21 protein-coding genes are annotated in these 26,960 nt (G+C 60.7%); 15 read left to right on the top strand and 6 right to left on the bottom strand.

What is annotated here, in order from left to right; genetic code table 11:
* The 4 genes from ACZXDY_RS37545 to ACZXDY_RS37530 form a co-directional block, all read left to right on the top strand.
* Positions 1–393: zinc-binding dehydrogenase (locus tag ACZXDY_RS37545; protein ID WP_464349012.1), on the top strand; the 393-nt coding region annotated here is incomplete at its 5' end.
* Positions 394–482: 89 nt separating this feature from the next.
* The gene (locus tag ACZXDY_RS37540; RefSeq protein WP_464349015.1) at positions 483–785 is read left to right on the top strand and encodes a hypothetical protein; all 303 of its coding nucleotides are present in this window, start codon (positions 483–485) and stop codon (positions 783–785) included.
* The gene (locus tag ACZXDY_RS37535) at positions 686–1,291 is read left to right on the top strand and encodes a methyltransferase domain-containing protein (protein ID WP_464349014.1); all 606 of its coding nucleotides are present in this window, start codon (positions 686–688) and stop codon (positions 1,289–1,291) included. The genes ACZXDY_RS37540 and ACZXDY_RS37535 overlap by 100 nt, the downstream gene beginning before the upstream one ends.
* 9 nt (positions 1,292–1,300) lie before the next feature.
* The gene (locus tag ACZXDY_RS37530) at positions 1,301–1,765 is read left to right on the top strand and encodes an MFS transporter (RefSeq protein WP_464349011.1); all 465 of its coding nucleotides are present in this window, start codon (positions 1,301–1,303) and stop codon (positions 1,763–1,765) included.
* Between the two features lie 169 nt (positions 1,766–1,934).
* Here ACZXDY_RS37530 and ACZXDY_RS37525 read toward each other — a convergent pair whose 3' ends face one another.
* The 4 genes from ACZXDY_RS37525 to ACZXDY_RS37510 all read right to left on the bottom strand — a co-directional run bounded on the left by ACZXDY_RS37525 (position 1,935) and on the right by ACZXDY_RS37510 (position 5,292).
* On the bottom strand, positions 1,935–2,480 hold the full coding sequence (locus ACZXDY_RS37525; RefSeq protein ID WP_464349010.1) for a carboxymuconolactone decarboxylase family protein: 546 nt from the start codon (positions 2,478–2,480) through the stop codon (positions 1,935–1,937).
* A gap of 33 nt (positions 2,481–2,513) precedes the next feature.
* Positions 2,514–3,131 (bottom strand): nitroreductase family protein, encoded by a 618-nt coding sequence (locus ACZXDY_RS37520; protein WP_210164719.1) that lies wholly within the window; start codon positions 3,129–3,131, stop codon positions 2,514–2,516.
* A 198-nt stretch (positions 3,132–3,329) separates the two neighbouring features.
* Positions 3,330–4,247: an NADP-dependent oxidoreductase gene (locus ACZXDY_RS37515; protein ID WP_464349009.1), complete on the bottom strand. Its 918-nt coding sequence runs from the start codon at positions 4,245–4,247 to the stop codon at positions 3,330–3,332.
* 553 nt (positions 4,248–4,800) lie between these two features.
* Positions 4,801–5,292 carry an OsmC family protein gene (locus ACZXDY_RS37510; protein ID WP_464349008.1) on the bottom strand — a complete coding sequence of 164 codons (492 nt, stop codon included), beginning with the start codon at positions 5,290–5,292 and terminating at the stop codon, positions 4,801–4,803.
* A gap of 979 nt (positions 5,293–6,271) precedes the next feature.
* Here ACZXDY_RS37510 and ACZXDY_RS37505 point away from each other — a divergent pair.
* The 3 genes from ACZXDY_RS37505 (at position 6,272) to ACZXDY_RS37495 (ending at position 16,902) form a co-directional block, all read left to right on the top strand.
* Positions 6,272–7,447 carry an efflux RND transporter periplasmic adaptor subunit gene (locus ACZXDY_RS37505; RefSeq protein WP_464349013.1) on the top strand — a complete coding sequence of 392 codons (1,176 nt, stop codon included), beginning with the start codon at positions 6,272–6,274 and terminating at the stop codon, positions 7,445–7,447.
* Positions 7,444–10,617, top strand: coding sequence for an efflux RND transporter permease subunit (locus ACZXDY_RS37500; RefSeq protein ID WP_464349007.1), 3,174 nt, complete (start codon positions 7,444–7,446; stop codon positions 10,615–10,617). The genes ACZXDY_RS37505 and ACZXDY_RS37500 overlap by 4 nt, the downstream gene beginning before the upstream one ends.
* 399 nt (positions 10,618–11,016) lie before the next feature.
* Positions 11,017–16,902, top strand: coding sequence for an AAA family ATPase (locus tag ACZXDY_RS37495; RefSeq protein ID WP_464349006.1), 5,886 nt, complete (start codon positions 11,017–11,019; stop codon positions 16,900–16,902).
* On the opposite strand, the gene ACZXDY_RS37490 is transcribed toward ACZXDY_RS37495, so the two are convergent.
* Positions 16,897–17,289, bottom strand: coding sequence for a response regulator transcription factor (locus tag ACZXDY_RS37490; protein WP_028167143.1), 393 nt, complete (start codon positions 17,287–17,289; stop codon positions 16,897–16,899). The two genes, ACZXDY_RS37495 and ACZXDY_RS37490, sit on opposite strands and share 6 nt — an antisense overlap.
* A 226-nt stretch (positions 17,290–17,515) precedes the next feature.
* On the opposite strand from ACZXDY_RS37490, the gene ACZXDY_RS37485 reads away from it, so the two are divergent.
* From ACZXDY_RS37485 to ACZXDY_RS37450, 8 genes are all read left to right on the top strand, one after another.
* On the top strand, positions 17,516–18,151 hold the full coding sequence (locus ACZXDY_RS37485) for a response regulator transcription factor (protein WP_464349005.1): 636 nt from the start codon (positions 17,516–17,518) through the stop codon (positions 18,149–18,151).
* A 291-nt stretch (positions 18,152–18,442) separates the two neighbouring features.
* Positions 18,443–18,817, top strand: coding sequence for a winged helix-turn-helix domain-containing protein (locus tag ACZXDY_RS37480; RefSeq protein ID WP_464349004.1), 375 nt, complete (start codon positions 18,443–18,445; stop codon positions 18,815–18,817).
* Between the two features lie 13 nt (positions 18,818–18,830).
* Entirely contained in the window at positions 18,831–19,760 is a 930-nt protein-coding gene (locus ACZXDY_RS37475) for a LysR family transcriptional regulator (RefSeq protein WP_028167146.1), read from the top strand.
* A 212-nt stretch (positions 19,761–19,972) separates the two neighbouring features.
* On the top strand, positions 19,973–20,374 hold the full coding sequence (locus ACZXDY_RS37470; RefSeq protein ID WP_028167147.1) for an SPW repeat domain-containing protein: 402 nt from the start codon (positions 19,973–19,975) through the stop codon (positions 20,372–20,374).
* A gap of 359 nt (positions 20,375–20,733) precedes the next feature.
* Positions 20,734–21,570: a hypothetical protein gene (locus ACZXDY_RS37465; RefSeq protein WP_464349003.1), complete on the top strand. Its 837-nt coding sequence runs from the start codon at positions 20,734–20,736 to the stop codon at positions 21,568–21,570.
* 348 nt (positions 21,571–21,918) lie between these two features.
* The gene (locus tag ACZXDY_RS37460) at positions 21,919–23,556 is read left to right on the top strand and encodes a GMC family oxidoreductase (RefSeq protein WP_464349002.1); all 1,638 of its coding nucleotides are present in this window, start codon (positions 21,919–21,921) and stop codon (positions 23,554–23,556) included.
* Between the two features lie 13 nt (positions 23,557–23,569).
* On the top strand, positions 23,570–24,085 hold the full coding sequence (locus tag ACZXDY_RS37455; protein ID WP_464349001.1) for a Dps family protein: 516 nt from the start codon (positions 23,570–23,572) through the stop codon (positions 24,083–24,085).
* A 168-nt stretch (positions 24,086–24,253) separates the two neighbouring features.
* Positions 24,254–25,492, top strand: a complete 1,239-nt coding sequence (locus tag ACZXDY_RS37450) for a DUF3095 domain-containing protein (protein ID WP_464349000.1) — start codon at positions 24,254–24,256, stop codon at positions 25,490–25,492.
* A gap of 59 nt (positions 25,493–25,551) precedes the next feature.
* Here the strand turns inward: ACZXDY_RS37450 and ACZXDY_RS37445 are convergent, their stop codons facing one another.
* On the bottom strand, positions 25,552–26,568 hold the full coding sequence (locus ACZXDY_RS37445; protein WP_028167150.1) for an AraC family transcriptional regulator: 1,017 nt from the start codon (positions 26,566–26,568) through the stop codon (positions 25,552–25,554).
* Between the last annotated feature and the right edge of the window lie 392 nt (positions 26,569–26,960).

Genomic DNA, 26,960 nt, shown 5'->3' with positions numbered 1-26,960 from the left:
ACCGGACGCGCCGCCCACCGTCAGACGGCGCTCGACTTCGGCGCGCAGGAGTTCGTCGCTCTCGAGAACGACGCCCTCGAAGACGCCGGTCCAGTCGATCTGGTTTTCGATCTCATCGGCGGAGACATCGCGAAGCGGTCCGCAGGCTTGATTCGAGCTGGAGGAACGCTGGTGACCATCGCCGGCCCGACCGAGGCACGGCCCGCCGACGGCCTGACGATCGACTTTGTTCTCGTGTCCCATCGCGCCCAACTGGGTGAGATCGTCCAGCGGGTGCGGGACGGACGACTGTGGACGAACATCGGCAACATCGCGACCCTCGACGATGCCGTCGCCGCTTTCAATCCGACCAAGCGGATCAGCGGGAAAACGATCATCCGCGTTCGTCCGTGAGGACTCGGGCACGGCGAGCGGTTCTGCGCTCCTCGTGGATCATCGCCGCCTTTTGGATCGTGGCGTAGCAGCACAAGGAGACTGGTTTGATGCAAAATTATGTCTTGGGGCATTCGAACCGGGAACTTCGCAGGCTGATGCTGCAGGCGGATAACCTCCGCCCGATCACGACGCGTCTCCTGCGCGAAATCGGGCTCGCACGCGGCATGCGCGTCGTCGATATCGGTTGCGGAGCGGGCGACGTGGCAATGCTCGCGGCGGAAATGGTCGACCGCCTGGGGCCGTCGTCGGGATCGACCGCAGCGCTGCCGCGATCGCCACGGCCCGTGAGCGCGCGCGCGCCGCTGGTCACGCCAATATCGAATTCGTGGAAGGCAAGGCCTCCGAAATGACCGGCTCCGGAAACTGCGATCTGGCTATTGGTCGCTATGTCTTGGTCCACCAGAGCGACACTGTTGCACTGATCCGCGCAGCGGCCACTCACGTCCAGACAGGCGGCGCGGTTGCCTTCCATGAGGTATTGCTCCTCGGAACATGGTGGTCCTTTCCGCTGGTCTCTCTTTGGGAGGATACCTCCGACCTCATCAATACGACGTTTCGCTCGGTCGTCACGTGCCCTGATGTCGGAGCGCGGATGGTGGAGCATTTCTACAACGCGGGGGTGGAGTTGCCTCGCCTGTTTTCGGAGACTCCGGTGGGCGGCGGCCCCGACTCGTCTCTTTACGCATGGGCCGCGGAAACCTTCCGGTCGCTGTTACCAAGAGCCGAGGAAATCGGCCTTGTGGCACGCGGCGAGATCGATATCGACAGGCTTGAGGACCACCTGCGCCAAGCGGTGACGGCGGTCCATGCTCAGATCGGTTTTGCCCATCAGCACTGCGGCTGGGCGCGAGTCTGATGACGCTTTTTGAGAAGAGTACACGCGGAGGATCGGCGAAGTCCGTATGTCCTTCCCAAACTGAGGCGACTCGCCGAGCTCTTGCCGCTCGCGGCCCTGACTTTGGTCGCCGGCGCTCTGGGTGATCGGTTCGGACAGACGCGGATCTTCTTCGGGGGGATCGCTCTCTACGGCCTGGGCGCGATCGCGATTGGTTTCGCGCCGAGTTTCGTGCCGCTGATCGTCGGCCGCTTCCTGCAAGGCTTGGGCGAAGCCGTGATCCTGCTAAGGCCTTTCCGTCCTTGGGCAGGCCTTTCCCGCCGACAAGAAAGCCCGTGCGGTCGGCATCTATTCGGAGATCTTGTTATACGTCTTCACCTTCCGTCCCCTGCAGAGAAGCAAAAGTGGGACTGCGAAACTCCATGCTCCAATGACTTTTGGCTATGGAATCGGTGGCATCGATGTAGCACCCACGGCAAGAAGCAGTGGCTTTAGCAGGCAGTCGATCAGAATGATTTCGTGCTCGACGAGGTAAAAAACCTTGTCGGCACATATCAAAAGCCCCGGACGCGCTCCAAGGTGCATCCGGGGCCTAGCGCTAGGCTCGCATCACATAAGAGCCCCGAGCACCCCAGGAGAGATGGTTGACGCGACCGGATGAAGTTCAGATCGAGCCAACCGGCGCAACGGCGGGAAAGTCCTCCTCGGGATCGAACACATTATTGAAAAAGTTCGTCAGGGAGTACATGGCCACCAGCGCGACGATCTCGATGAGGTTCGCATCCGTGTAGCCGGCATCGCGGACGGCTTTCAGATCGGCGTCACTGACCTTGCCGCGGGTCTCGATGATTTTGCGCGCAAACTGGATGGCGGCGTCCCGCTTGGGGGCGCTGGCATGGCCCTTCCGAGCGAGAATGATTTCATTGGCCGGCAGCTTGGCCATATGATCGGCCGTAAAGCTGTGAACGGTCAGGCAGTAGTTGCAGCCATTCACTTCGGAGACAGCGAGGCCGATGCTGTCACGCGTCTTCACGTCGAGCACCTTGCTCATGGAGCCGAGGAGGGTGGCCCATGCGTTGAACGCGATCGGGCTTGCCGCGAAGGTCGCCATCATATTTGGAGTGAACCCGATGTTCTTGGTGAACATATCGAGCGTCGGTTTCGAATCGGCCGGCACCTGTTCCGGCTTTAGAGCCGCAATTCGTGGCATCACAATCTCCGTAAGAGGTCGGCTTCACTAATATCAAACGAGATTCAACACTTCGACCACCGGACGGCGCGGCTTCTGCGGCCAGTTTCCCGGACGCTCCGCCCCTATGGACAGCAGCATGACCGGTACTTCGTCTTTGGCCAGTCCGAACTCGCGATGCACCGCTTCGGCATCAAAACCGATCATCGGCGTCGAACCCAAGCCTAGCGAGCGGGCCGCATAAATCATCGCCGCCGCACCGAAGGTGCCGGTGCGTACTGCCTCGTCACGCTGGCGCTGCGGGTACTGCATGTACAGATCGCGTGCGGGGATTTCCCAATCCGGTATCAACTTTGCCGGCATGATGCCCGCTTCCACCACCGGTGCCAGGCGCTCAGGTACTACGCTGGAATCGGCCAACTGGCCGCAGACGATGAAAGTGACGGCTGCTTCGGTGATCGCTGGCTGATTCCAGGCGATCGGACTCAGCCGAGCCTTGGCTTCAGGCGTGCGCACGGCGATGAAACGCCAGTTCTGTAAGTGGAAGGAAGTCGGCGCAGTGGTGCCGATTCGCACCAGCTCGCGGATTTGTTCGTCGCTCAACGTGGCGGCAGGGTCATAGTACTTGGTGGCGCTACGGCTCAGGATACAATCGATGACGGCGTTGGTCATGGTAATTCCGTTAGTCATGGTGATTCCTATACGTTAAGGAATGAGCTGAGATGACGAATGCTTTCGCTCTCTTTGCTCGAAATGGCGCAGGGATGTCGCCCGTCTGACATCTCGTGCCAGGGGGCCATGGTAGTTTCCTGAGTTGCGCCGGCGCGTCTGACAGGACGTGGCCGGCCGCGTGCATCGAATGCGGGTCGTTCACGGACGAACGCGGATGATCGTCTTCCCGCTGATCCGCTTTGTCGGTTTGAAGGCGGCGATGGCATCGTCGAGTGTCGTGATGTTGCCGATGTTCGTGCGCAGTCGTCCGTCCCGCACCCGCTGGACGATCTCACTCAGTTGGGCACGATCGGACTCGACGACGAAGTCGACCGCGAGGCCCTTGGCGGGCCGTGCCTCGGCCGGCCCGACGATGGACACCAGCGTTCCTCCGGATCGAACTAGGCGCGCGGAGCGCTTCCCGATGTCGCCGCCGATGAGATCGAACACCAGATCGACTCCGCCGACGTCTTCGAGGGCATCGTTGTCGAGGTCGACGAACTCCTTCGCGCCGAATTCGAGCGCTTTCTGACGGTCGGCGGCGCGCCCGGTGCCGATGACGTAGGCGCCGACCTCTCGTGCGAGCTGCGCCACCATCGACCCGACTGCGCCGGCCGCGCCGTGCGCGAGGACGCTCTGCCCCGCCTGAAGGCGCCCGTGCACGAACAACCCCTGCCACGCAGTCAGACCCGAGATCGGCAGGCTCGCGCCCACTGTGAACTCAACGTCGCCCGGCAACGGCGCGAGGTTGCGGGCCTCGATCGCCACATACTCGGCCAGCGTGCCGTCGCGATACCAGTCCGCGAGGCCGAACACCCGCTGTCCCACCGACAGACCGGTCGTGCCATATCCGAGAGCAGTTACCACACCGGCCAGCTCGTGCCCAGGGATCGACGGCGTTCGGTCACGATCGAGGCGATCGGTCCAGGTCGAAGGCCACGACAGTTCGGTCCCGACGAATCCTGAGGCATGAACTTGAACGACGACGTCGTTGATCGCTGCCTGCGGCTGGGGCCGCTCCGCTTGCCTCATGCCGGCATTTCCCGCAGCCTGGTCCGTTACGACGATTGCCCTCATCCTCAACCTCCTCGTGTGTGGTATGTCGTCATCTTCCGATTGCCTTGCGGACGAACAAAAATACGATCGCGAAACTCGACGGTCCAATCACCTGTGGCTATAGAATCGATGCCAACGACGCGAAACATCAAAGCGCGTCAGCCGCGGCGGAACGAATGCCCCGCGTTGGGCACTGAGTACGCAAAAGAGCCGGAATGCGCGGAAGAATGCCGCTGCTGTTGGGGCTAACATCAGGAGGCGGCCGGATTGTCGTGAACGAGGCGCCATCGTATGCCGCGGCCATGCTGCTCGAACAAGGAAGGGCGACGGAGAATGCGAGAACGTCGGGTTGAGATTCGCGTCGGATCAGACTTCGCGCGAAATGTTGCCCATCCGAGGTTGGGGATCTCGTCTTCCCCAAGACGACAAGGTCGGGTTCGGCGAGAGCTTGTACGACAGGAGCCGGTAGGCTTTAGCCCGTCGGCATCCCGCATCGCGGGTCCACCGAACTGGAGGCCCTGCGGGTATGATAGGCTGGGATGCCCCGGTGCAAGATCGACTGCGCGAGAGACGCTCAATCCGGAGTGATATTCGGGATCGGGAGTTGCGCCAGATCATCATCGTAGCTGGCCTGAGTGCTTGGGCTGTGGCCGGAAGTAGTAGCGTCCAGCCGTGTGTTAATATCCGCACCAATGCCGAGCATTTTGCCAACGGGACAGAGGTTTGCGGCTTCCAACAGGAAGGCGCGCTGCTGCCCGTCGAGTTTTCCTCCCAGCACTAGGGTGCGTACGAACGAATCTCGTTCGCCCTGAGCGCCATGGTGGAAGCTGACGCCAACTTCCAACCGCTCCAGCGGAAGTTTCTGGCGTCGAGCCTGAAAACGAACGCTCATAGCCGTGCATGCGGCAAGAGATGCGCTAAGAAGGTCGTAAGGATTGGGACCGGAAGAAATATGGCCGGTGCCATCCGGGCCGCCGACAGGAAATTGAGATTCGCCGATATGGCCTACCAGCGCGCCATGATTAGTGGGGTCGCTTGCGACAACAACTTCGCGGGTCTTGGTCATGATTAGGTCCCGATTGTTCGAATGATTGATCCACGAGCATCGACGAGTGTGTACGCCAGCAACAGCGCAGAACAAGTCTTAGAGTTCGTGCGAGATTTCAGCGCCGCGGCCGCTCCGGCGGTTGCGTTCAGCAGCTAAATCCGGCGACCATCCGCGTAAAGCTATCATATCCATAACCGGCAGGAATGCACCGTGAAGTCAGTCGAAGCTCCGCGACGAGGAAATCCGTCGACGCGCCTCCTGAATGATCTTTGAGTTGTTTGGCGCGCAAAATGAACAATTCGGCGAAAAGGCGTTAAACATAAAAATGCGTTTGACGCATTCATGATGGTCGTGAGCGCCCCACAGTGTCCCGCGCGCATTTTTCCGCTCTCGTACGCCGCGTACGAGCCTCTCTCGGAGCTCACTGCGCGAATCTCGCGGCGCCAGTTGTGCATGCCGCGACGGCATTGGGTGCGATTTAGCCACTGAACGCGGCTTGGAAGTCTCCGCAGAATAAAAGTGTCGGCTTAAGTGCCATGCGGCTCGTGGGATTCCTCGCCACCGCATCACGCCGCAGGGCGAGCGGCAATAACGATCGTTTATCGACTCCATGGCGAGACGTGATTTTCTTCGCCGGCGTTGCAAGGTCATTCTCGAAACCACCGTCGTGCCGAGCTTGCACTTGCCCCGATCGACACGCGGACCGCGATGGAAAATTGAAAAGGCAGGAGACGATATGCAAAGCAATGACGCAATCGAAATTGTCGCGCCATGACCTGTCCATTTCAACGCGGCCAGATGGGCTGCGCGATCGTGCTCCGCTGGCGCCTGCGTCGCCGCGCAGCACAGCCAGGACTATTCCTCCTGGTAACCGCATGTCCCGGGCCCGAAGGTGGGCGCGCCGTTTGCAACATTTCAGGTTTTCGGAGAAACGGAAGTGAGTACGACTGACAGAACCGAGCATCCGGCTCCGGTGCCCCGGCGCGATCGCGGTTCGTTGCGGCGCCTTCGACGACGTGGTGGCGCGTCGGTTGGTTTGCTGTTCGCGCTGGCGCTCGCTGGCTGCGGCGAGAGGGCGCAATCGCAGGCGGCGGCGCCTCCGCCGGTGACAGTTGCGCAACCGGTCAAGCGTACGGTCACCGACTGGGACGAGTTCACCGGCCGCTTCGAGGCGGTCGAGGAGGTCCAGGTTCGTGCCCGCGTCGGCGGCTTCGTCAACAGCGTCGAGTTCAAGGACGGTGCGATTGTTCATGCCGGCGATCTGCTCTACATCATCGATCCGCGCCCGTTCGAAGCGGTCGCGTCGCAAGCCCAGGGCCAACTCGACGACGCGCGAGCCAAGGCAGAGCTCGCCAAGCGTGAACTCGACCGTGGGCTGAACCTTGTCCAGACCAGCGCAGTCTCCGTACAGGTCGTCGATCAGCGCCGTCAGGCCTTGCAGGCGGCTTATGCGGCTGAGACGCAGGCCGAGGGGGCGCTGAAGGCCGCGCAGCTCAATGTCGAATTCACCCACGTGCTGGCCCCGATCACCGGCCGCGTCAGTCGCCATCTGGTGACGCCGGGCAATCTGGTGCAGGGCGCCGATAGTGGCGCGACGTTGCTCACTTCGATCGTGTCGCTTGATCCGATCTACATCTATTTCGACGTCGACGAAGCGACCTATCAGCGCAACAGCCGGCTCTGGTTCGAAGGCAAGCGGCCGAGTTCGCGCGATACGCCGAACCCGGTGCATGTGACTTTGACCGGCGAGACAAAGCCCTCGCATGAAGGGAAGATGGACTTCCTCGACAATCGACTGGACATCTCGACCGCGACGCTGCGCAGCCGCGCGATCGTCCCGAACAAGGATATCTCGATCCTGCCGGGGCAATTTGGCCGCGTCAGGATCATCGGCTCGTCGCCCTACGAGGCGCTGCTGATCCCGGACGCCGCTATAGCCACCGACCAGTCGCGCAAGATCGTGTTCGTGGTCAAGCAGGACAACACGGTAGAGGCAAGGCCGGTGGTGCTCGGGCCGCTCGATGAAGGGCTGCGCGTGATTCGCGAGGGCCTCAAGCCGGAGGATCACGTCATCGTCGACGGGCTGCAGCGTGCCCGCGTCGGCGCAAAGGTGACACCGAAAATGGCGCAGGCGCCGGCAGGCGACAAGTCTACGGCAGGTGCCACGCCATGAATCTCGGAAAGCTTTCCATCAACCAGCCCATCTTGGCGATGGTGCTGTCGATCGTGCTTCTGATCGTCGGCGCGATCGCCTACCAGACGCTGTCGGTCTCGGAATATCCGCAGGCGGTGCCGCCGACCGTTACCGTCACCACGCAATATCCGGGCGCCTCGGCGCAGACAGTAGCCGACACCGTCGCCGCCCCGATCGAGCAGGAGATCAACGGCGTCGAGGACATGTTATATCTCTACAGCCAGGCGACCTCGAACGGCCAGCTCACGATCACCGTCACCTTCAAGCTCGGCACCGACCTCGACAACGCGCAGGTGCTGGTTCAGAACCGCGTCGCGATTGCGCAGCCGCGGCTGCCCGAGGAGGTGCAGCGCAACGGCGTCGTAACCCGCAAGAACTCGCCTGACATCCTGATGGCCGTATTCGTGCTGTCGCCCGACGACTCGTTCGATCAGCTCTACATCTCCAACTACACGCTGCTGCAGGTCCGCGATCAGCTTTTGCGGCTCGACGGCGTCGGTGACATCCAGATGTTCGGCGCGCGCGACTACTCGGTGCGGTTGTGGCTCGATCCCGACCGGATCGCTGATGTCGGTCTGACATCGACCGAGGTGTTGGCTGCGATCCGCGCCCAGAACCTGCAGATCACCGGCGGACAGATCGCGGAGCCGCCGATCGCCGATCGCGCACTCCAGCCAAACCTCGTCTTCACCGGCCGCCTCAAGGATATCGGGCAGTTCGAGGACATCGTGGTGAAGGCCGGTTCCGACGGCCGCACCGTACGTCTGCGCGACGTCGCCCGCGTCGAGCTCGGTGCGCTCTCCTACGCCACCAGCAGCCGCATATTGCGCAAGTCGGCCGTTGCAATGGTGGTGACGCAACGGCCCGGATCGAATGCGCTCGCCACAGCGAAGGCAATCTCCACCACCATGGCGAAGCTGAAGGAGAGTTTTCCGAAGGGGCTCGACTACAATATCGGCTACAACCCTACCGAATTCATCGCCCAATCGGTCCATGAGCTCATTAAGACGGTCTACGAGGCGATGGCGCTCGTTGTCATCGTTGTGCTGGTGTTTTTGCAGGGGTGGCGGCCTGCGGTCATCCCGATCATCGCGATCCCGGTGTCGCTGGTCGGCACCTTCGCGGTAATGGCCGCGCTCGGATTCTCGATCAATAATTTGACGCTTTTCGGCCTGGTCCTCGCGGTCGGCATCGTGGTCGACGACGCGATCGTGGTTGTCGAAAATGTCGAGCGACATCTCCGGCACGGTATGAGCCGGCGCGGGGCGGCGCTCAAGACCATGGAAGAGGTCGGTGGCGCGCTGGTCTCGATCGCGCTGGTGCTCTGCGCGGTGTTCGTGCCGACAGCCTTCCTGGGCGGCATTTCCGGACGCTTTTTCCAGCAATTCGCCGTCACCATCGCGGTCGCGACCGCGATCTCCTGCTTCTGCTCGCTGACGCTGTCGCCGGCACTTGCCTCGCAGATCCTTACTCCGCACGAGGAGAAACGTCCGCCGGCACGCTGGAACATCATTGGGCGCGGCTGGGGCGGCTTCACCACGCTGTTCAACCGCATCTTCGATCGCCTGGCATACGGCTACGCGACCGCCGCCGACTTCGTGATCCGGCATACGGTAGTGATGCTTGTGATCTATCTCGCGCTCATCGGCGGCGCCGGCTGGCTGCTCGCTACCACCTCGCAGGGTTTCATTCCCGCACAGGATCGCGGTTACCTCATTGTCTCGGTGCAATTGCCAGGCGCCGCATCGCTGGCGCGGACCGCTGAGGTGGTGCGCGAAATCGAGCGAATCGCGCTAGATACGCCAGGTATCGTCCGCGTCGGGGCGTTCAGCGGCTTCTCTGGCGCGACGCGCACGCAGGCGGGTAATGCCGCGGCGCTGTTCCCGGTGTTCGACCAGGCGGAGGCACGGGAGAAGAAGGGATTGTCCGCCAACGCGATCACGGCCGATCTACGCAAGCGGCTCTCAGTGATCCAGGGCGCTTTCGTCATCGTCATTCCACCGCCTGCGGTGCCAGGCATTGGCACCGGCGGCGGCTTCGCCATCCGCATCCAGGATCGACAAGGACGAGGTCCCGAGCTGCTCGCAGCGGCGACCGACGAGCTCGTCGCCGCCGCGCGAAAGTCGCCAAATCTGACCTCGGTATTCTCGCCTTTCACGGCGAATACGCCGCAGCTGTTCGTCGATATCGATCGCGTCAAGGCGCAGAAGCTCGGCGTCCCCATCGCCAACATCACCGACACGATCGAGACTTACTTCGGATCGGCATATGTCAACGACTTCAACCTGTTCGGACGCACCTATCACGTCACCGCGCAGGCCGATCTCCCATTCCGCAAGGAGACTTCCGATCTCGCGCGGCTGCGTACCCGCAACGCAGCCGGCGACATGGTGATGCTCGGCAGCATTGTGGAATTCAAGGACAGATCGGGACCCGATCGTGTCGCGCGCTACAATCTCTACGCGGCGTCCGAGCTGCAGGGTGAGCCGGCGCCGGGCGTGAGCTCGACGACGGCGCTCAACACCATCAAGCAACTGGCCGACGAAACATTGCCGAGCGGCTTTTCCCTCGAATGGACCGATCTGTCCTATCAACAGGTGACGGGTGGCAATGCCGGCCTCTATGTGTTCCCGATTTGTGTGCTGTTCGTCTATCTGGTGCTGGCGGCGCAATATGGCAGCTGGACGCTGCCGTTCGCGGTGATCCTGATCGTGCCGATGTGCCTGTTCGCGGCCACCATCGGCGTGCGCATCATGGGCCAGGACGTCAACATCCTGACCCAGATCGGCTTCGTGGTGCTGGTGGGACTTGCCGCCAAGAACGCGATCCTGATCGTCGAGTTCGCGCGCGACATCGAGCTCGAGGGCAGGGCGCGGCTGGAGGCTGTCATCGAGGCCTGCCGGCTCCGCCTGCGGCCGATCCTGATGACGTCGTTCGCCTTCATCTTCGGCGTGCTGCCGCTGGTCGTGTCGACCGGTTCCGGCTCGGAAATGCGCCAGGCGGTCGGTGTTGCCGTGTTCTTCGGCATGCTCGGCGTCACGCTGTTCGGCCTGATCTTCACGCCGATCTTCTACATGGTGGTGCGCAACCTCGCGGAAGGCAAGAACGACGGCAAGCCGACCCAGGCGATCGCGGCCGCGGCGGAGTGAGTCGCGGCGGCGCCGATGCGCGATGAAGCCGGAATACTATCTCCGTTACACTGAGGAGCGCGGAACGCGCCTGGGCTCGACGACGTACCGTCTCTGCCGAGGCCAGCATGCCCGCCAGCATCGGAAGGATTTCCGTTCCAAGGTGGGTGAGCTGCGTCAGCTGGCGCTCGCGATGGCTGAGTTCCAGCTCGAGCCTCTGCACCCTCAGGGCGGGCAAATCGCTCCAAATTGCTGCTGAACGAAGGAGGATCCGCATCCGCTGTACCCGGCAGGACGGAGGGCGGCTGGCATTTCTCGGGCGATGGAGTACGATTTCTCCAGGCTGGAGTGAGGCCGCGCGTGTGGCGAAGAGCTTGATCAGCCGGCTTCAAGCCGTAGCCCGACGCCGGAGTCTGACAGATGGTGCGGCAGTCGCTGAACGTCGCGTACTCGGACAGCAGCTCTCAGGTGTTGTGGGAGGACGGCGAGCGCGTGTTCAGCCGCGGCTGGCGACTGGACGACAATGGCAACCGGGTTGCCGTGCTGCTTGTTGCCCCCGCCGCCGACCACCCGTCGCGGACGAGACTCGATCGCCTGACGCACGAATACGAGCTGAAAGATGAGCTCGACGGGGCATGGGCGGCGCGGCCGTTGGCCCTCATGCGCGACGCCGGTCGGACCATACTGGTGCTCGATGATCCGGGCGGGGAGCCGCTCGATCGTTTGCTCGGTGAGCCCATGGAGGTAGGGCGCTTTCTGCGCCTGGCTATCGCTGTTACCTCGGCTCTGGGCAAGCTTCATCAGCACGGGCTCATCCATAAAGACATCAAGCCAGCTAATATTGTGGTGGACTGCGCGGATGGACATGTGCGGCTCACCGGGTTTGGTATCGCGTCGCGCCTGTCCCGCGAGCGGCAGGCGCCCGAACCGGCCGAGACCATCGCCGGTACGCTCGCCTACATGGCACCCGAACAAACCGGGCGGATGAACCGCTCGGTCGACGCCCGCAGCGATCTCTACGCCCTCGGCGTCACGCTGTACCAGATGCTCACGGGCGTTCTGCCCTTCACGGCGGCCGATCCGATGGAATGGGTACACTGCCATATTGCAAGACCACCGGCGCCGCCCGGCGAGCGGCTAAAAGACCTCCCAGGCTCCGTCTCTGCGATCATTATGAAGCTGCTCGCCAAGACTGCTGAGGAGCGTTACCAGACGGCTGCAGGCGCCGAGAGCGATCTACGGCGTTGCCTTGCTGAATGGGAAACCCGAGGCGATATCGACGAATTCCCGCTCGGGGAACACGACACTCCGGACCGGCTGTTGATCCCCGAGAAATTGTATGGTCGGACAGCCGAGATCGATACCCTGCTTGCCTCCTTCGACCGTATCGTCGCCGGCGGCAGGCCGGAGTTGGTGCTGGTTTCCGGATACTCCGGCATCGGCAAGTCCGCGGTCGTCAACGAGCTTCATAAGCCACTTGTTCTGCCCCGCGGTTTTTTTGCATCGGGCAAGTTTGATCAGTTCAAGCGCGACATCCCCTACGCCACCCTTGCGCAGGCCTTTCAGAGCCTGATCCGCCCGCTTTTGAGCAAGACCGAAGCGGAGCTGCGGCAATGGCGGGAGGCGCTGCTCGAGGCGCTCGAACCGAACGGTCGGCTCATTGTTGATCTCATCCCGGAATTGAAGCACATCATCGGAGAACAGCCGCCGGTCCCCGAGCTGCCGCCACAGGATGCGCAGGGCCGCTTTCAGCTGGTGTTCCGGCGATTTATGAGCGTATTCGCGCGGCCGGAACATCCGCTCGCCCTGTTCCTCGACGACCTCCAATGGCTTGATGCAGCAACGCTCGATTTGCTCGAGGATCTGTTGACCCGGCCGGATGTGCAGAACCTGTTGTTGATTGGCGCTTACCGCTACAACGAAGTCGATCCCATCCACCCGCTGATGCGCAAGCTCGAAGCGATGCGCCAAGCTGGCGCGATATTGCAAGACATCGTATTGGCACCCCTGACCTGTGAAGACTTGGGACAACTAATCGCGGATTCTGTTCACAGCGAACCAGAGAGAATCACGCCGCTGGCGCAGCTGATCCACGAGAAGACAACCGGCAATCCGTTTTTCGCCATTCAGTTCATTTCTGCGCTCGCCGACGAAGCATTGCTCACTTTCGATTATGGCGAGGCGCGATGGTGCTGGGACCTGAATCGCATTCACGCCAAAGGTTACACCGACAATGTGGTGGACCTTATGGTAGGGAAGCTGAACCGCCTGTCCGGCGAAACTCGAAACGCATTGCAGAAGCTCGCCTGCCTGGGCAACGACGCAGGGTTCACCATGTTGCGGATCGTTTACCAGGACTCCGCCGAGGAGATGCATGGCCAGCTTTGGGAAGCGGTGCGAGCAGGGCTGATCTTTCGTTCGGAAGATTCCTACAAGTTTCTCCACGACCGTGTCCAGGAAGCCGCCTACTCCTTGATCCCGCAGGAATCGCGTGCCGAAGCCCATCTCCGAATAGGGATGCTGCTCGCAGCGCAGACCCCTCCAGAGAAGCTGGAGGAGGCGATCTTCGAAATCGTCAATCAGCTCAACCGCGGCTCGCATCTCATCACGTCAATTGAAGAGCTTGAGCGGGTCGCGGAGTTGAATTTCATTGCAGGTAGACGCGCCAAAACCTCGACAGCGTATGCCGCGGCGCTGAACTATCTGCTCTCCGGCGCGGCACTGCTGCCCCGGGACTCTTGGGAGCGCCGGCACGACCTGATCTTTGAACTGGAGCTGCACCGGGCCGAATGTGAGTTCCTCACTGGTGCACTGGCGGAAGCCGAGCAGCGCCTGGCGGTGCTGTCGGCCCGTACCGCGACGACGATCGAACGAGCCCGCGTCACGTGCCTGCAGGTGGATCTTTACACGACCCTGGATCAGGGCAGCCGCGCGATCGCAGTCGGTCTCGACTATCTCCACCACCTGGGCATCGACTGGTCGCCGCACCCGACGGAAGACGAGGCTCGGCGCGAATATAAGCGGATCTGGTCCCAACTCGGCTCCCGCACGATAGAAAGCCTCGTTGATCTACCTTTGATGAGCAATGCCGCATCGCTCGCGACGCTCGACGTCCTGACGAAGCTCGGGCCGCCTGCCCACTACACGGATGCGAAATTACGTTCGATGGTCATCTGTCGAGCAGTCAATCTCAGCCTCGAGGGCGGCAATTGTGACGGCTCGTGCTACGCCTATGCAGTGCTTGGCAGGCTTGCTGGACCGGAATTCGGGGACTACCAGGCGGGACTTCGATTCGGCCGTCTCGGCTATGAACTGGTCGAACAGCGCGGGCTAAAGCGCTTCCAGGCCAGGACCTATTTGAACTTTGGATATTTACTCATGTTCTGGACGAGACATGTCCGGGAAGGTCGCGATCTGCTGCGGCGTGCGTTTGAGACGGCGAACCAGATCGGTGACCTCACTTTTGCGGCGTATTACTACACCCACCTGAACACGTATCTTCTCGCGGCGGGCGATCCGCTCGATAACGTGCAAGTCGAGGTCGAGCATGGTCTCGCGTTCGCGCGAAACATGCGGTTCGGTTTTGCGATTGACTCCATCGCCGGCCAGCTTGGGCTGATTCGGACACTCCGCGGCTTGACGCCGATTTTTGGTCGCTTTGACGATGGGCAGTTTGACGAACGCCTACTGGAGTCCCGTTTCTGCAGGAACCCGGATCTGGCGTTGGCCGAGGGCTCTTATTGGACCCGCAAGCTGCAGGCACGCTTCTTTGCCGGCGACTATGCGGGTGCCCTCGAGGCCTCATTGAGGGCGCAACAGCTGCAGCCGACATCGGCGTCTTTTTTCGAATGCGCGGAGTATCACTTTTACAGCGCGCTCTCCAGAGCAGCATGCTGCGAGTTCGCGGCGGCCGGCCAATGGCAGGAGCATGTCAGGGCACTAGCCGCGCACCACCGACAGCTCGAGGTCTGGGCGACGGCTTGCCCGGACAACTTCGAGAACCGCGCCGCGCTCGTCGGGGCGGAGATCGCCCGGATCGAAGGCCGCGCGCTCGATGCCGAACATCTTTACGAGCACGCTATCCACTCGGCACACACGCATGGCTTTGTCCATAACGAGGCGCTCGCCAACGAAGTCGCCGCACGCTTTTATGCCGCACGCGGGTTCAAGAAGATCGCTCATGCCTATCTGCAGGACGCGCGGCACGCATACATCCATTGGGCAGCCGACGGCAAGGTACGCCAACTCGACGAGTTGTATCCGCACCTCAGGGAGCAAAAGCCGGGTGCCAGCCCCACAAGCACGATCGGGACGTCCGTCGAGCAACTGGACCTAGCTACTGTCATCAAAGTCTCGCAAGCCGTGTCGCGCGAGATCGTCCTGGAAAAGCTGATCGACACGCTGATGCGCACAGCGATTGAGCACGCGGGGGCCGGGCGAGGTCTGTTGATCCTAGCGGTAGGTGTTGGGTATCGGATTGAGGCGGAAGTCACGACCAGCAATAATAATACGACCGTCGGTCAACGACGAGCAAGTGTAACCGCTGCAGATCTGCCGGAGTCCATCCTCCACTACGTGCTCCGGACAAAAGAGAGCGTTCTTCTCCACGATGCCGCGGCCGCGAACCCGTTTTCTGCCGATAAGTACATTCATCAGCATCACGCCCGTTCAATTCTCTGCCTGCCGTTGCTCAAACAGGGCAGGTTGGCCGGTGTGCTCTACCTCGAAAACAACTTGACGGCCTACGTTTTCACACCTGACCGCGTCACAGTGTTGAAGGTGCTTGCGTCGCAGGCGGCAATCTCGCTCGAAAACTCTCGGCTTTATGACGACCTCGCGGATCGGGAAGGGAAGATTAGGCGTTTGGTCGACGCCAACATCATTGGGATCCTCATTGCCGACCGCGAAGGTCGAATTCTTGAAGCCAATGACGCGTTTCTACGTATCACAGGATATGACCGTGAAGACTTGGTTTCGGGCCGCGTGCGCTGGACCGAGCTGTCCCCGCCCGAATGGCGTGAGCGCGACATACTGACTCGGGCCGAACTGAACTCAACCGGCAGAGTTCAGCCCTTCGAGAAGGAGTATGTTCGGAAAGACGGCAGTCGCGTTCCTGTGCTTATTGGCGCCGCTCTGTTCAAAGAAGGAGGCGACGAGGGCCTCGCCTTCGTGCTCGATTTGACAGAGCGCAAGCGCGTCGAGGAAGCGCTTAGCCAAGCACAGAGACTGAGCCGCACCGGCAATTGGGTCTACAACGCGACAACGAAGCGTTACCTCTATTGGTCGAACGAGAGTTACAGGATCTGGGGGTTTGATCCGCTGCAGGGCCTTCCAAGTCGACAAAGTATGTGGAAACGCATTCACCCAGAGGACCGCGACAGAGTGTGGGGAGCGATTCAGGAGGCCGTGCACCAGAAAAGAGATTTCATGGCCGAGTTCAGAATCCTTCTACCTGATGGAACATTAAAATGGGTCGAAGGAACCAGCCATCATGTATTTTCCCCCCAAGGTGCGCTGGCTGAGGTTATCACCACAACCGTCGATGTGACGGAACGAAGGCGGGCACAGGACGAACGTGAAAAGCTGCGCCAGCTCGAGTTGGATTTCGCCCACATGAACCGCGTGAGCATGATGGGAGAATTGGCCGCCTCGCTGTCTCACGAAATTCTGCATCCGATTGCGACCGCTCGTAACAACGCCCGTGCAGGGATGCGCTTTTTGGAAATGAACCCGGCAAGTCTGGATGAGACCAGGGAAGCGCTCGCTTGCGTTGTCAGGGATACGGACCGAGCCAAGGATATCGTCGGACGGATGCGCGATCACATCAAGAAAGCGCCTCTGCGAAAGGAACGCTTTGATCTTAATACGGCGATCAACGAAGTGCTTGTGTTGGCACAAAGCGTGACTCACAGGAATGGCATTTCGGTCCAAACTCGGCTTGCAGATGGACTGCTTCCGGTTATGGGGGATTGCGTTCAACTGCAACAGGTCATGCTGAACTTGATTCTGAACGCGGCTGAAGCAATGGGCTCGGTTGAGGAAGGGGCAAGAGAGCTATTGATCAGTATCGGGCAGGATCAGGCAGGCGTCCACGTAGCCGTACGCGATTCTGGGCCCGGCATTGATGCGCAGCATCTCGATCGAGTCTTCGACGCCTTTTACACCACGAAGTCCAGTGGGACAGGGATGGGGTTGTCGATATGCCGCTCCATTGTCCATGCTCATGGGGGCAAGTTGTGGGCGGAAGCGAACGAACCTCGCGGCGCCGTCTTTCAGTTCACCCTGCCGGCGGACAACGACTCATGAACTGTCCTCAATCGGCGTACCCGGCTGCAGAGCCGAACGCAGGCATCGCTCGAGATAGTCGTCGTCGACTGGCTTGCCGAGGTAGCAAACAATCCCATCCTTTAGAGCCCGATCCCTGACGACCTCATCGGGGTAGGCGGTAACGAGGATCGTCGGGATTGCGTACCCTGCATCGACCAAATGCCTGTGTAGCTCGACCCCAGTCATTCCGGGCATGTGAACGTCGGCGATCAAGCAGGTGGTTTCCGGCAAAAAGCGTGACGCCAGGAAATCGGCTGCTGACGGAAACGCCTCGACAGTGTAGCCCATTAACATTACGAGCTTTCGCATTGACTCACGATAGAGCTGATCATCGTCGACGATGGCTATCAGTGTTCGGTTCAACATTGCCGGTTCCAGGCACCTTCCTCGCTCCACTGGCGGCATACCTCGCGCCCGCATGCAATTTCTAGTGTCCGGGACATTCCCCAATAATGCAATGACCGCGCCCGTAAGCGATGGCTTAGGCATCCGGCTATACGCTTAGGCAAAAGATACCTGTTCATTTCGACTGATTGTGCGTAGAGTAACGTCGAATAGCGGAAAATGCGCTTCCCCACGCAGGATACCGAGAATGGGTGAGGCAAATCCCTGTGTCTTGGTTATCGATGACGATGCCGAGTTTCGCGACTCGGTCGTGCGGCTGTTGCGGACAGTCGGCTTACCTGCCCGACAATTTTCGTCTGTTCCCGAATTTCTCAAGGCCGATCCGCCGGACGGTCCCATTTGCCTGGTGCTCGACGTGAGAATGCCGGGACGAAGTGGTCTTGAGCTGCAGCGCGACCTTGTCGCCGCAAAGAGGCAAGTGCCGATTATCTTCATCACAGCGCACGCCGACGTGCCGATGACCGTGCAGGCGATGAAGGGCGGTGCGATAGAGTTCCTTACAAAGCCATTCCGTGATCAGGATCTGCTTGACGCCATCGAGGCCGGCCTCGCTCGCGACCGTGCCCGTCGAGAGAGTGATAGCGCATGGGCTGCGCTCAAGGAGCGTTTCGACATGCTCAGCTCCCGTGAGCGTGAAGTTATGCTCGGCGTCGTGGCCGGGCGCCTAAACAAACAGATTGCCAACGATATCGGCATCGCCGAATCCACGGTGAAGGTGCATCGCGTGAACCTGATGCGGAAGATGAAGGCACGTTCGCTTCCCGAACTCAGCCGGATGGCGGACCGCCTCAATATAAGACTACTGCAGCCGCGGAATTTCTGAGCCGAAAGGCATATCCTGAGTCGTTTTCGCGCGAGGGCGCCATCTACTCGCAAATTGCGTCAACCGCATTTTGTCGCATCGCTGAGTCCCTCCCTTAGGCGCCGCCCATCCGGTTGACGGATTCGAGGCGCGAAGTCTTTGCCCTCAGTTCTAAGCGATCGCTTAGCACAGACAGCGACAAGCGAACCTTACAGTACCCCCGCGCAATCGACCGCAGCGCTCCAAGCCATCAAAATGTGCCCAACGAGGCTGTCCTCGGAAAACCGCCGTTCCAAGTCACGCGAGGTTATAATGCGCGCATTTATTGGTCGCTTGACGCATCCCGAACCGGGATTTGACGTAAATCGCGCTTCTCAAACTCCGGATACGGACCACGGATTCTTTGTTCCACCAATTAAAGTGTCATTCGGACCGTTTCGCCTGCTTCCAATGCAGCTCCGTTTTCTGGAAGGCGAGAAGCCCCTACCATTCGGAATTCGAGCCCTGGAGATCCTGCCTGCTTTGCTTGAACATCGCGGTGAATTGATCAGCGAGCAGGACTTGATGGCTCGATTGTGGCCCAAAGTCCTTGTTGAGCCCGCGAACCTCACGGTTCATATGTCCGCGCTGCGTGATGGCTGCGCCAGGCATCGGTTGATCGTCGACCCCGGGCTCGCAGCAACTTGATGGAGAACAACCCATGGAGCTTCATCAGGTTCGCTACTTCCTCGCCGTCGCGTCCACACTCAACTTCACCCGCGCCGCCGAACAATGCAATGTCACGCAGCCCGCGCTGACCAAAGGGGTGCAGAAGCTCGAGCAGGAACTCGGCGGCCAGTTGATCTACCGCGAGCGCCAGCTGACCCAACTCACCGACCTCGGAAAGGAGGTCCTTCCGATGCTGGAGCGCACAGTGGCCTCGGCGGAGGCGGTGCGTCGCAGGGCCCAGGAGTTCCAACGAAAGGAGGTTGCGCCACTGAAGATTGGCCTGGCCCCTTCCATCTCAGCGTCGCTCGTCCTCGATCCGATCGCGGAGATCGCAAACTGCATCCCTGGACTTCACGTCGAACTGCGCGAGGGCGTGGCGGAGGAGCTCGTCGATCTCTTGCTTGAAGGGGAGATCAACGCCGCAATGGTCGGAGACGTGCGGGACGTGCCCGCCCGTATCGACGACTGGTCTCTGTTCGAGGAACGCTATGTCGTGGTTCTCGCGCCGACACACCGGCTCGCAAATCGTCCCTCGATCAGCATCGATGACCTCCGTGAGACTGTCTTGCTGGAGCGCGTCGAATGCGACGTCGCTCCTAAGATCCAGCAGTCGTATTTCCCCGAAGAACCACCCAACCGCGGCCACTGCAGCGGTCACGACTTGCACCTGCAGCACATGGCCGCCGCTGGCTTCGGCGTGATACTCGCGCCTGAGCACATGCCGCGCCTTCCGACGCTCAAGACCATTCCGCTCGAAGGCGACCCAATTTCGCGCGAGGTGCGGCTACTGGCTGTGCAGGGGCGCCGCTACTCGCCGGCGCTGGACGCTTTCGTCAAGGTCACGCGGCTTCGCGACTGGTCGGTCGTCGTTCGGACGGTGAAGCACCGCCCTCGGACACTCGCGGTCGACGCGCCAAACTAACCCGCTTCCATGACGCCGGGCGAGTGGAATGGAAACGATAACAACCGGGCATTTCTAATGGTAGGCGTGCCGGCGTACCCTTACTGCTCGTCTAATCGGGCTGGCCCGTGACGGAGTGCTTGCCATCACAGGATCGCGAAATCGCCCTCTTGGGTGGATGCACTTTCCACGTCGCAAGCACGCGCTCGAGCAACCAAGCAAAGGAGTCTCCGATGTCGTTTCGCTTCATCACCAAGTCTATCCACGCCTACCTGATCGACTATCCTGTCGCGATCGTCTTGATCGCAGCTCCGTTCGTGCTGAAGCTCGGCCAAAGCGGACCGCTTGCAGTGGAGCTTTCGGTTGTCGTCGGTGTGGCCGCGCTGCTCTTGGCCGCCCTGACGGATCATCCCACCGGTCTCGTCCACATCATTCCCTACTGGCTGCACCTTTGGGTCGATCGCGCCGTCGGGGTGGTCTTTGTCATCGCACCGTTTGCCTTCAAATTCGCTGGGCTCGACGCCTGGTACTACTGGGTCCTCGCTGCGGCTGTCCTGCTCACGACGTCGGTCCTGAACGCGCCTGAGGAGCCGGTCGCGATGCGTCCGGAATTGGGCAGGCGCGCAGCTGGCTGAAGGCTGCGAAGGCGTCGTCGAGACGTCGCCGATGCTCGCCTGCAGCGGTCGGTCACGAACCCGACGCGCTTGGGGCTGGGGCCTCGATCATTCTTGATAGCGCCGATGGTGGAGGGCTAATACGGCGCGAGCACTCGCCGGATCGGGCGGCTGATATTTAAGGGGCTTAGATGAACGTATTCGCTCAGCCGCGGGACCAAAGAGCCGTGATTGGGCCACGCTTCGACTATTCGGCGCTGGCTCCCGCGGCGGCGGCCATCTGCTACCCTTTTCTACTCCGCGCCTTCCATGCCGTTGTTGGCACGCAGGCCGCAATGCCTTCGCCTCTCGCAATTGTCGCCGCGACCTTGATCCTGGCCGTGGCGTTCGTTGTGCCGTTTCTCGCGCTCGCGCTCGCTTGGCGGCCCGGCGCCAATCCAGGAGCGCGGCGGCTGGCCTATGCCGGCGTGACGACCCCAACGCTCTTTGTCTTTCTTGGCGTCGTTCAGGCCCTGACTCATAGCCCCATCCCAGACGAACTCGTGTGGTGCGTGCTTTGGCTCGCAATCGCGATTTGGTCACAGACCGCCGGCAATCCGGTCGCTGCAACGCCGACGGCCGTGGGGCGCTTGCGCATCGTCCACGGCACGACGGCGGCGGTCCTGTCTCTATACGTGGCGTTCCATCTAGCCAATCACTTGTTTGGGTTGATCGGCCCCGATGCACATGCGGACCTCATGAAGGTCGGCCGCGTTCTCTACCGCTCTGAGGTGGGTGAACCGCTGTTGGTCGCGGCCATGGTTTTCCAGATCGGCACCGGCCTGTTTCTGGCATGGCGTTGGAGTGCCGCCCCGCAGGACTTCCATCGGACATTTCAGGTGGGCTCGGGGGCCTACCTCTCGCTCTACATCCTCGGGCATATGAACTCCGTTTTCATCTACGCTCGTAGCTTTCTCGGTATACCGACGGACTGGAATTTCGCGATCGGAGCGCCGACCGGGCTCATTCATGACGCATGGAATATCCGGCTGTTGCCTCATTACGCGCTCGGCGTCTTCTTTGTCCTAAGCCATCTTACGTCGGGATTGCGAATGGTGCTGATAGCGCATGGCGTCAATCGACGCACCGCAAATCGTATTTGGGGCGGCGGCGTCGCAATAAGCGCGGCTATCTCGGCCGCGATCATTGCGGGTATGTGCGGGGTTCGGATCGGATAGGCGACGTCGGCAGTGTCGGTCCCGAGTCATCCGACGTGGCAGGAGCCGGTGTGACACGCGCACCGTTTATTCGCTTCGTTGAGCGCGAGAGCACGTCTCGCGAAACGCTGCGACGCTGCTCTGCTAAGTCACCGATGCCGGCGAGGCGAAGGTCGGCAGGGTGACCTCGGGCAACGACAATAACGATCGTCTATCGACTCTATGGCGAGAGGTCATTTCCCTCGCCGGCATCGCAACGTCACTCTCCAAAAGAGTGGTCCGATCAATCTCAGGGTCAGGAGCCGCGATGGCGCTGCGTCAGCGACGGGGCGTTGATTGAAGGATAACTATGAAAGAAAAACGACACTGATGTCCCGGGAAGCCTACGATATCGTCATTGTTGGTGCGGGCGCGGCCGGTTGCGTTGTCGCGAGTTATCTCGCCGAACACACCGATGCGTCGATCGCGCTGATCGAAGCGGGCGACATGGACCGCGATCCGTTTATCCACATTCCGGCCGGCTTCGCCAAACTGCTGGCCCACGACCGGCATGTCTGGAAATACGAGACGGTTCCCCAGCACGGTAGAAAGCGCGCATATCGCTCAGGCAAGGTACTCGGCGGCGGATCCTCGATCAATGCGATGTGCTACGTCCGTGGTCAGATACGCGACTTCTCTGCGTGGCAGGACGCGGTCGGCGACACCGGCAAATGGTCGTATCAAGATCTGCTTCCCGTCTTCATGGCGCAGGAAGACAACGACACCTTCCACGACGAGTATCACGGCATAAATGGTGGTCTGGCGGTCCAGTTGCCCAAGGGCATCAACAAGCTGAACCAATATTGCCTCAAGGCATTCCAGGAATATGGGGTTCCCTATAATCCCGACTATAACGGTAAGAGCCAGATCGGCGTCTCGCCGGTGCAGTCGACGGTCGGAGATCAGCGCCGATGCAGCGCGGTCGACGCTTATCTGCGTCCGCACCTCACCTCGGGCCGCGTAACACTTCTCACCGGCAAGACCGTCCTTCGCATCCTGATCGAGAACAATCGGGCTGTCGGCGTTGAGTTCATGGACACGAGCCTGAAGAGGATCACGGCCGGCGAAGTTGTGCTGTCGGCCGGCGCCGTCCATAGCCCGACGATCCTCATGCACTCTGGCATCGGGCCGGCCGAGCAGCTGCGACAGCATGGTATCGCGGTGGTCGTCGATTCTCCGGAGGTGGGCGAAAATCTCCAGGACCACCCGATGGTGCCGGTCCGTGTCTATGTAAAGGGCGATCTCGGCTATCAGGCTGCCGCGCAGGGCCTCGGCAGCGTGAAGGCGGGCTTGCGTTATCTCGTCACCAAGGATGGCCCGGCGTCGGGCAATGGCATCGAGACGGTGACACACTGGAATCCGTCCGATTTCACCGCCGAGCCTACGATCCAATGTTATCACGCTCCTACCGTCTTGTCCGAGCAACTCGGCCCGGCGGGCGACCGCTCGGGCATCACCTTCGAACTCGTGGTGCTTCAGCCCAAGAGCCGCGGCTGGGTGCGGTTGGCCGACAGCGACCCAACATCGATGCCCCTCATCAACCCGAACTTCATCGGCGAAGAGGAAGACTTAAGGGCTGCGGTGGAGGCAGTGCACGCGATCCGCAGGGTCATGGCCCAGGAGTCGTTGGCGCCGGTGATCGAGGAAGAGATGGATCCCGGCCCACACATCCAGTCGGATGCGGAGATCGGCGAATGGGTGAAGCGTGTCGTGACGACGATGTGGCACCCGGTCGGCACCTGCCGGATGGGCCAGGACGCGCGAGCGGTGGTCGACGCAAGGCTCAGGGTTCACGGGGTCGACGGCCTCCGGGTAATCGATGCCTCGATCATGCCCAACATCACCAGCGGCAACACCAATGCCCCGACCCAGGCGCTTGCGCGCCATGCCGTGGCGATGCTGGTCGCGGACCTGAAGCGGAGCTCAGGAGCCCCGGCGCGGGCCAACGTGGCCCAGGTAGAGCCCTGAAGGAGGGATCAAAATGGATATAGAAGACGCGAGGAAGCGCCGCGAGGCGCCACTCGGCACGCCGAGCCATCTCGGCTCGAATGCCACCAGGGATATTTCGGCGGCGCTCACTGTGCTTCTGGCAGACGTGTTCGCGCTCTACGTCAAGACCAGGAACTTCCATTGGCACATATCAGGCCCGCATTTCCGGGATTATCACCTACTCCTTGATGTGCAGGCCGCGCAGATTTTTGCGATGACGGACGACATCGCGGAAAGAATTCGCAAGATTGGCGGCACAACGATTCGTTCGATCGGCCACATCGCCAGAGTGAAGCATATCGAGGACAATGATGCTGGCTACGTCACGCCCGAAGACATGCTGGCCGAGCTGAAGGAGGATAATCTGGCGCTAAGCCAGCGCATGCGGCAGACCCACAACGTCTGCGACGAGCATGGCGATGTCTCCACGGCCAGCCTGATCGAAAACTGGATCGACGGGGCGGAAAGTCGCTCATGGTTCCTGTTCGAGGCGACCAGGAGAGCTTAGCCCCGAGCGCATGGCCACCCGTGAAGCTCGGGTGACTGCCTACGCTCCCGCAAAATCCCGTCCTGGGCTTTGACGTTAGGCTCGTTCGCGTGGTTTGGCCATTTTGGCGATCGCTGACTCTCAATGCGGCCCCACTCTGAACCCCGACGACGATCGAAGGGAGGGCAAATGATGGTGGATAGATCAGAGCCAGCCTTCGAAGCGGGTCTTTTCCAGATCAAGGTTGACCGAGAGGCCGAAGACGAGCGCTTCTATCAGGCGCTTGTGCCCTTCGGCTCTTTCGATGACGTCGTGCGGCGAGATCGGTATCGCCCTCTACCTGATGACTGGATCGTCGCTGTTACGGACGTCAGCCGTTCGACCGAAGCTATTGAACAAGGACGGTACCGTGAGGTGAATGCGGCCGGTGCGGCGGTTCTTGCTGCCGTCAGCAATGCACTACCCGACCTACAGTTTCCGTCCACGTTCGGAGGAGATGGCGCGAGCTTCGCCGCGCCCGGCGCCTATTCGTCCATCATCAGGGATACGTTGGCAAAAACCGCCGCCTGGGCTGAAGACGCATTGGGTCTCACGTTGCGCATTGCGGTCATTCCTGTCGCGGACATTCGCGCTCAGCACTTGGACGTCCTGGTAGCTCGCTTCGCGCCATCCTCGAACGTCACCTACGCGATGTTCGACGGTGGCGGACTTGCCTGGGCAGAGCGTAAACTCAAGCAAGGCGGCTACACCTTTCCGCGCGCGCCCATGGGAGTAACAGCCGACCTCACAGGTCTTTCGTGCCGATTTGCGCCGATCAGCGCCAAGAACGGCGTCATCTTTTCTCTTATCGTCGTTCCGCGCGATGATCCTACTTCGTTTGTAGAGTTCATACAGGAGCTCCTGCGGACGCTCCGTTCGAATGACTCCGGCCTACATCCATTGCCTGCCGAAGGCCCGATTCCCGCATGGGCCGGCGACGATCTTGATCATGCCATCCAGAAAGGCAGTCGAAAGAGTCCCTTTGCGGCTCGGGCTGCGAAGCGCTTGCACGCCATTCTTGCGTGGGTGGGCACCCCACTAGGAGTTCCTGTTGGTAACTTTGATGAAACCCGGTTCCGACGAGAGCTTGTGGAGAACACAGATTACCGAAAATTCGATGACGGCCTGCGTATGACAGTGGACTGCTCATCTGAACTCGCTGACGTCGTAGACGCGCGCTTGGAAGAGGCTCAGCGACGAGGTGCATGCTTTTTTGGAACGCATCGACAGTTGGCCGCAAATCTTACGTGCTTTGTGCCATCACCCATGCGAGCTAATCACGTGCACTTCGTTGACGGCGCGTCCGGCGGGTACGCCTTCGCCGCAGCCAACTTGAAGCGAAATGTTGCGAGCGGAGAAGCACCTGATTCTGAGCGCCGCTCTGCGTGAGGCAAAGCAGAGGGCGCCGTCGCGGGCGGCAGCCCCTTCTTGCTTTGGGATCGCCGTTCTCAGTTATCCTTCTGGGCTTTACCCTCCTTGGCTATCCGCCGATAGTCGCTCGGATCCCGATTGTACGCCTTTCGAAAAGCTCGCACAAAACTTGAACGGCTCTCGTACCCCGCATTAAGAGCAACGACGTCGATCGACATCGTAGTCGTCGTCAAATCGATCGCAGCCTGGCGCATTCTCAAGTCTCGCAAGATGGCCATCGGGGATTGTCCAAAGATGTCAGAGAAACGCGCCATGAACGCCGAACGACTCAATCCTGCACTGTGTGCCAAGCTTTGAACTGAATGGGCGGCTCCCGGCCGCGCCACCATATCCGCAAAAGCACGAGTGACCTGTCTGTCGGCAAGTATCGAGAATCGTTCAGTCCACCGCTGGGATGACTTGAGGGACCGTCGCACCAACGAGACAACGATCTGCTTGAGCAGAGACGCTGTCATGGCCCCAACGCCGACCTCTTGCTGTAGCAACTCGTCCATAGCCTCGCGAAGCTTCAGATCGATCCTGTCCGCCGGCTCGAATTGCTCGATGACCGGTTCGCGGAGTTCTCCGAACAGCCTCACAGACCGACCAAAGGATGCGTTAAAAAAGCCGCATATCTGGACTATTTCGGGCTTCTCGTTCGGCACTGCGACGCGGAGGATGCCGTCTTGACGAGTCCAGCAGTCTCTCGAAATGAGCTTCGGTGGGCCACTTCCACCGTCAACCTCGATCATGAACGGAGTGTTTGGCGGCACGATGATGAGCAAATGAGGCCTCAAGGGTATCATCGGTCCGCGGTTGATCGATATGCGGCCCACGCCACTTAAGTTGTAGTGGATCCCGGGTACGTCAATCGTCCCAAATTCAACTCGATGGCCGCGCGGCACCAAAATCTCAGTCAGCGCGATGACATCGATGTCGAGCGCCTGCATCAAGTTGTTGAGGTCTGTTTTAGACAATTTGACAGTGGCGGCCGCGGGCGGCGAAACGTTCTGCCCGACGAGAGCCTGCTTTGGAACCGCTTTCGAAGTGTGCATGACTGGTGGCCCTTTACTGCCGGCTACCGCTACCGATAGTGCTCCGAAACCTGTTCTCCAAGGATTAGCGGGGCGTTGCCATGCTGTTCGTACCACTGAACCTCGTTTCGTGCCATTAGACGAAATTTGGACCTGCGGAGAACGCGAATGTTCCAATAGTCTTTATGCGCCGGGGCTTTAGTTCCCGACTCTCATCCCGTACGCTACAACGCGCGCGGGATGACGTGCATGGACTAAGACGACGACTTCAGGGAATTTGTATCGATCGGCAGGCTGCGCACACGCTTGCCGGTCGCGGCGAAGATCGCGTTGGTTACTGCAGCACTGACAATGGCTGTCGGAGCTTCACCAACGCCACCCGGAGCCTCAGCGTTCTTGATCAAGTGTGTCTC

This window comes from Bradyrhizobium sp. LeoB3 (assembly GCF_055456055.1).
Note: the sequence above shows the minus strand (reverse complement) of the source record. Positions and strands in the feature narration are given on the sequence as shown.